Source organism: Lentimicrobium sp. S6, from assembly GCF_013166635.1.
GTDB lineage: Bacteria > Bacteroidota > Bacteroidia > Bacteroidales > UBA12170 > UBA12170.
In genome coordinates this window covers 26,459-32,956 of sequence record NZ_JABKBZ010000063.1, presented here as the reverse complement: position 1 = coordinate 32,956, position 6,498 = coordinate 26,459, and the positions used below count along the sequence as shown (strand labels likewise).

Annotated in this window: 3 protein-coding genes; all 3 read right to left on the bottom strand. The window is 37.1% G+C overall.

Annotated features, from left to right (window positions below):
- On the bottom strand, positions 1-1,766 hold a 1,766-nt coding region (locus HNS40_RS17215), incomplete at its 3' end, for a PKD domain-containing protein (protein WP_172283133.1).
- Positions 1,767-1,783: 17 nt separating this feature from the next.
- Positions 1,784-3,268: a RagB/SusD family nutrient uptake outer membrane protein gene (locus HNS40_RS17210; RefSeq protein WP_172283131.1), complete on the bottom strand. Its 1,485-nt coding sequence runs from the start codon at positions 3,266-3,268 to the stop codon at positions 1,784-1,786.
- Positions 3,269-3,279: 11 nt separating this feature from the next.
- Complete coding sequence (locus HNS40_RS17205) at positions 3,280-6,309, bottom strand: TonB-dependent receptor (RefSeq protein WP_172283129.1); 3,030 nt, start codon at positions 6,307-6,309, stop codon at positions 3,280-3,282.
- Positions 6,310-6,498 lie beyond the last annotated feature (189 nt).

Genomic DNA, 6,498 nt, shown 5'->3' with positions numbered 1-6,498 from the left:
CTAAAGCTGCCATTTGCTGAGAAAACATATTCGTCGTCGAAGAAACATCCTCTATCACTTACACCAGCATCATCAATAGCCCACCAAGAAATATCTCCTTGTCCTGGACCAACACCTAGCGAACCTGCTTCTGGAGCCATTTGCCAAGTACCAGCTATTGGAGAAGGTTCTCCTCCTCCGCCTTCTTTTACAAGTTTGTATCTCCACCAAACACCTGCTCCAGCTTCAATATCAATAATCATTGTATTTCCACCATCTTGTAGTTCAATAATATAGGTAATAGATTCTGGTGCATCAGCTGGACTTGTTAATTCTCCAGCATTATTTGCTTTAGGAATTCCAAGATAAGCGCCTATTCCATTAAGAGTAACTGTACCGGCGGATTCATCGTAATTATAGGTGGCAGCCGCAGAGCCATCATGAGGAGCCACAGGGCTTCCACATCCGTCTGCTTCCACGCCTTGCCATGCTTCAACCCAAGTATCAGCACCTAAAACATTGCTAAAGCTGCCATTTGCTGAGAAAACATATTCGTCGTCGAAGAAACATCCTCTATCACTTACACCAGCATCATCAATAGCCCACCAAGAAATATCTCCTTGTCCTGGACCAACACCTAGCGAACCTGCTTCTGGAGCCATTTTCCAAGTTCCTACTAAACCTGTTGATGGAGCTGCACTACCTAGTTTAATATCATCAAAATAGTAATCTGAATCATCTCCAACATTATCAAAGTCAAAGAAGATCACTATTTTTTGATAGCTTTGAGTTCCATCAATTCCTGAGAAATCATAAACTAATTCTTCCCATTCGTTGGAAGTTGTAGTTGTAGCATCCATTTCATAAGCTATATCACCGCTATCTAAATTTTCAACTTTTAGTTTAACAATAGCTCCAGACTTAGGCGACCATACTTTTACTTTAAATAAATTGCCGGCTGAAAAATCAATTGGAGCACCTAGTGTTAACAAACTACCTCCCCAGGTTTCTGAACCAGCAGATTTGAAAGAATGACCAACTTTAGAACTGGTATTGATACCAGAAGCGTCTGGATTATCGATTACTGCAGAACTCACTCCACCAAAATCGGAAAAAGTATAATTCACAGTGAAAGATTCAAAATCTATAGGTAACGTAATAGGGTCACTAGCTTCTAAGATAGTTAATGTTTCAGTATATTCAGTGGTGGCTGAGCCAGAGTTTTTAGCGATTACTTTTAATTCATAATCACCTGGTTCTGCATAAGTATGTTGTGTAGCTTCACCTGGTAAAATGCTTACAGGAGTTTCGTCTTCAACATCTCCAAAATAGATATGGATTAATGTTGCCATATCAGCTGTAGCCGACACCTCAACAATCCTAGGATTCACTTGGTCAGGAGTCACAGTAACCACAAGGTTCTCTGGAGCTTTAAAGCTAACCGTAAGAGCTTGTTCACCCATTGTTGACAAACCTGTTAAACCAATTGCTTTAACTTTTACATTGTAGTTTCCCTCTGAATAGGTATGAGAGATGAGTTCTCCTAGAGTGTACTTAGAAGGGAGTTCTCCCTCAACATCACCAAACCAAACCTCATAAGCGGTCACCCCTTCAGCAGCGGGTAAAACGGTAACTATACCCGTATTATCTTGAGCAACATCAAACATGATCTCAAGTTTTGAAGGTGGCTGGATATTATCCAGACTATAAGATGGATCGTCCTTTTGACAGGCACTAAAAATGGCCAGTAATAGAACGATACTCAATATATTTTTTATTATCTTCATTTTATCTGACTTTTAAATTAATAATTTGGGTTTTGAGACCAGTTACCAGCAGAAAAGTTAATCTCTTCTAAAGGAATGGGGAAAACTTCGTGCTTACCCACTACAAAACCATCTATAACACTAGCGGCTTTTCCAGTTCTTACTAAATCGAAGAAACGATGTCCCTCTCCAAATAACTCAAGCCTTCTCTCATGATATATAGCTTCAGTTAAATCAGCACCAGAAAGTGTAATGTCATGATTTTCATCAGTAAATGCACGTCTTCTTACTTGATTTAAATAATCTTGGGCTTTTGCATCAGAGATACCACCTCTATTATTTGCCTCAGCAGCCATCAATAATACATCAGAATATCTGATAGCTCGATAGTTGTTAGGATTGGTTAAGTTAAGATCATTCTGTGCATTCTCACTTCTTTTACGAGGAATATATTTTCTATTAAAATATCCAGTATGCTCATTTCCTGTTGAATAGCCAGCTCCAGCTGTATCAGACCAGGCCACAATATCTAAAATGGTTACACCTAATCTATGATCACCAGGACTATAAATACTTGCAGCTTCGGCAGTAGGAACATTAAAGCTAAATCCGGAAGAAAAGAGAGGACCATCGTAAGAACGAACTCCACTAAAACCAACGGCTACATTACCTTCACTACATTGTAGACATCCAAAACCAGCACCTTCAAGGTCTGTATATTGCACTTCAAATACAGATTCAGGGCCATTTTCACCTTCGTGTTCAAATATTGAATTATAATTATCGGCAAGAACATATACACCGCTATTGATGACTTCATCTAAAGTGGTTGCAGCTTTAGTAAATTCTTCTTGATATAAATAGGCTTTTCCTAATAAAGACAAGGCAGCTCCTTTTGTGGCTCTTCCTTGTTGAAGAGGAACATCGGGCAAAACTGCTGCAGCAGCAATTAAATCAGCTTCAATTTGAGCATAAACCTCATCAACAGAAGACCTTGGAATATTTAATTCATCACCTAATTGAAAGCGTTCATCAATTTTTAAAGGAATACCACCAAACCATTTAACCAGTTCGAAATGATAATAAGCTCTTAGGAATCTGATTTCACCAATCATGGCTTCTCTACCATCAAAATCAGTTTTGTCTTTATATTCCATAAAATAATTACAACGCTGAACGCCAGAAAACATAAGGCTCCATATTTCACGAAGATTACTATTTACAGGGGTATGTATCATGTCATCGATCTGTTGCCAGCCAATAACATCTGTAGGACTTTCGCCACCACAAAGTGTATTATCTGAGGCAATTTCACCAACTATTACATTTTGATAAGTTGGTTGTAATAGATCATAAGCACCAACAAGGGCTTTATAATAATCGTCCTCAGAATTAAAATAGTTTTCTGAGTCTATAGAGTATTCAGGAGCTTCCTGAACAAAATTGTCGGAACAAGAGTTTATAGTTATCATTAAGCCTATAAACCCTAAAATCATGATTGTTTTATATAATAAATTTTTCATAGTTTTTAATATTATAAGTTAAGGCTAAATCCGAAAGTATAAATTCTTGAAGCAGGATAAAATCCATAATCGATACCTGCTCCAATAGGGCTACCATTTGAAGCAGCAGGATCGAAACCAGTATAGTTTGTGAATGTAAATGGGTTATCAATGGATGCAAAAAGTCTAAATTTCTGAATAGATGCTTTGCTTGTCCATCTTTCAGGTATTGTATAACCCAACTGAATTTTCTGAATTCTTAAATAAGAGCCATCTTCCACATAAAAATCGGAGAATACATTATTTGCAGTTGCCGCAGTTGTTACTCTTGGTACTTCATTAGTGGTACCTGGACCAGTCCATCTGTCTAAAATATAACTCATTCTATTCACATTTGGCTGTGCTCTCTCATAATTTCTTACGATATCATTCCCAAGAGATGCATAAGCATTAATAGCAAAATCAATTCCTTTGTAATCCAAAGAAAAACTAAACCCCATAACCACATCAGGAATAGGATTACCAAGGTTCACTCTATCCTCAGTATTGATAACACCATCATTATTTGAATCTTTAAATCTGAAGTCACCAGGTTGTGCAGGAGCACCTAAGGCTATTTGACTGGGGTGTGCATCTACTTCGGCTTGTGTTTGGAAAATACCATCAGTTTGGTATCCATAGAAATAACCAATGGGTTGACCCTCTTCCATTCTTGAAATCAATGGTTGTCCAACACTAAAATTACCACCCTCAATAAATCCGGTTCCATTATCTACTTCAAGTACTTCATTACGGATAGTGGTCACATTATAGTTTACATTGAATTTTAAGCCTTCTACAATTTGACCTCTATAACCTACTGAGAATTCTAAACCACTGTTTTTAACCGCTCCAGCATTTACCGTTGGGCCAGAAGCTCCAGGAGCAGTGATGCCCAATATACCTGACACAGGAATATTTCCAATTAGAAGTTGATCAGTCACTTTAGAGTAATAATCAACAGTGAAATCTAATTTATCGCGAAAGAAACTTAGGTCAGCACCTAAGTCAAATTGCTTTGAACGTTCCCATTTTACACTTGGATTTGGCAATGGACCAATGGCAGTACCATAAGTCAACATATTATCAAATACATAAACGGCCTCTCCTGATAGTTGTGAAAGATAAAGGAAATCACCAATTCTATCGTTACCTAAGATACCGTAGCTACCTCTTAGCTTTACTAAATCAACATTATTAATGTCCTTCATAAAAGCTTCGTCAGATAAAATCCAACCTCCTGTTACTGATGGGAAATATGCAGCTGCATTTTCCGGTCCAAACTTCATAGAAGCATCGCGTCTAAGCATGGCAGATATTAAGTATTTACCTTTATAATCATACTGCATTCTTGCGAAATAAGATAGCTTTCTAGTATCATAAACATAAGAACCAATGTTTTTAGAATCTACTAAGCCATTTGTTAGGCTGATATCGGCAAAATCCACTGAATTATTAGGGACATCATATCCTGTTGCACCTAAATAATCACCCCAGCTTTTAAGAACAGTAGTACCAAGCATGGCAGTAACATGATGTGTTTCGTTAAATGTTCTTTCATAAGTAACAAAAGCATCGAATGTATAATCGTTATAGTTGTTTCTATCTTGATATACACTACTTCTAGAAACATCAAAAACTTTTCCTCCGTAATCAACAATAGGTGAAAAGGATTTAGACTTAGCATAAGCAGTATTAAAACCAATACGTGCAGTTGCTTTAAAATATTGAGCAAAACTAGCATCTAAGCTGGCGTTTCCGAAAAGTTTATTGATATCATAATCATTATAAGTATTAGCTATTTGAGCCATCGGATTAATCACCTCGATACCTAAATCGCTAGGAGCTAAAAAATAGTCACCTGATTCACCATAAACTGGATGTACTGATGGCATATTTAAGGCATTAAACAATACGGAGGCCAAACCAAAATCATTTATAGTTTTTCTGTCAATATGAGAATACGAAACATTTGTACTAAAATTCAACCACTCATATAATTCAGTTGTTAAACTTAATCTTGCAGTACTTCTGTTAAAACCTGTTTTATCACCACCTATAATACCTTGCTGGCGTAAATCAGAAGCACTTAAAGTATAGGTCGACTTTTCAGTACCTCCATACACGCTTAAGTTATTATCGAAAAGTGGTGCTGTTTGAAATAATTCATCCTGCCAATTGGTTCCTTGACCTAAACCAGAGAGGTCTGGATAAGGAATTGGATCACCTGCAGCAGCATAACTTTCATTTAGAATTGCAGCATATTCAGTAGCGTCTAACAGTGGGATTTTCCTAGATGTTTCCTGCATACCTAAACTACTATTAAGCGTAACTCTGGTTGGTGAATTTTTTTTGCCTTGTTTTGTTTTTACTAGGATTACACCATTTGCCCCAGAAGCTCCATAAATAGCTGCCTGTGCATCTTTAAGTACAGTCACACTTTCGATATCACTAGGACTTAAGGTTCCTAAGTCCCCCACATATCCATCGACAATAACCAATGGAGCAGCATCACCATTGGTAGCAACTCCACGAATTCGGATATTGTATCCTGAACCAGGAGCACCAGATTGACTGGTCACATTAACTCCAGCCATGGTCCCTTGTAAGGCTTGTTCCACCTTTACAGGTTTGAGCTTTTCGATTTTCTCAGCATTCATCTGAGAAACCGCACCTGTTACATCTTTTTTCTTGATTTCACCATAACCAATAACAACAACCTCATCTAGAGTTGTTGAATTAGATAATGTAACATCAATTTGGGTTCTGCCTTCAACGGCCATTTCTTGTCCTGCCATTCCCACAAATGAGAATACCAATACAGCATCTGGGGATACACTTATGGAATAATTACCATCAAAATCGGTAACAACTCCATTGGTGGTTCCCTTCTCTAATATTGTGGCTCCTGGAAGTCCTAAATCATCACCTTCAGCGAAAACTCTACCACTGACAGTAATACTTTGAGCTTGTAGGCCAATAGTCAACATTAGAGCGAAAACTACTAGTAAAACATTTTTCATACGATTGATTTTAATTAAATTGAGTCTTAATTTTTATTAAAAATTATTGATTTGTTAAATTATTTAGTAACAATCGATTGCGAAAATAGCTTTACAGGTAGGTAATATCAAATATATAGCTTCATCAAAAACACATCATTTGTATTTTTGACTACATCAAAAATACAACAATAATGCATTTATAGTGCT